The following is a 722-nucleotide window of genomic DNA, read 5'->3' on the forward strand; positions in this document are numbered from 1 at the left end:
GTCCTCTTTAGAGGACTTGCGCTATAAGCCAGGGACTTTAGTCCCTGGCGGGTATTGTCGCCAATACCGAATCTAAATGCCCCCCTTCCCTATTTTCTAACCTTTTTCCCGGTTTGTTGTCACCCGATTGGGGGATGCTGGCAAATTCTTCGATTCTGTGCCTGAATCGACGAAAAAGACGGGCAATCGCAATCTCCCCTGGGCAATGCCACAGCAATGCCACGGCGGTCAATTGAAACCGCGCCGAACCAGGCAAAGCGCGAAGCTATGCCCGAAGGGCTATAGTCCGCCGACGCGGACTATTTTTTTGACAGCTATTCGGGTTGCGATATAGTGTTGCAAATTTTACTCACAATATAACCCACCCTCAATAACGATACAATTGCCGAAATGCAAAAGCCAGTATATTTCATCCCTACCCACGGTGGTTCTCTATGGAAATTAACCGCACATCAAATCCACCGCATCTCCCGGCAACGACCAAAACCCTTCTCAAATCGAAACTTGACCGGAAGGTGTCTCAATCCCCTCCAATCCCACAAAATGCACCCCCCCCAAGCGATCGCCCGCCACCACCGTCACCCCATCCGGCGCAACGGCACAGCAAAATAACGCACTCTCGCCACTAAAACTCGCCACGACCTCCCCAGTGGCCAAGTCCCACAGTTTCAGGGTGTTATCGTCTGATGCAGAAACCGCCCCAGTGCCGTCCGGGGTGATGG

Annotated in this window: 1 protein-coding gene; it reads right to left on the reverse strand. The window is 52.6% G+C overall.

Features of this window, described 5'->3' with window-relative positions:
* Positions 1-492: 492 nt before the first annotated feature.
* Positions 493-722 (reverse strand): WD40 repeat domain-containing protein (locus AC0QH1_RS30945; RefSeq protein WP_442957399.1); only part of this gene is annotated, 230 nt, incomplete at its 5' end.

The sequence above is a fragment of the Phormidium sp. CCY1219 genome, assembly GCF_055795085.1.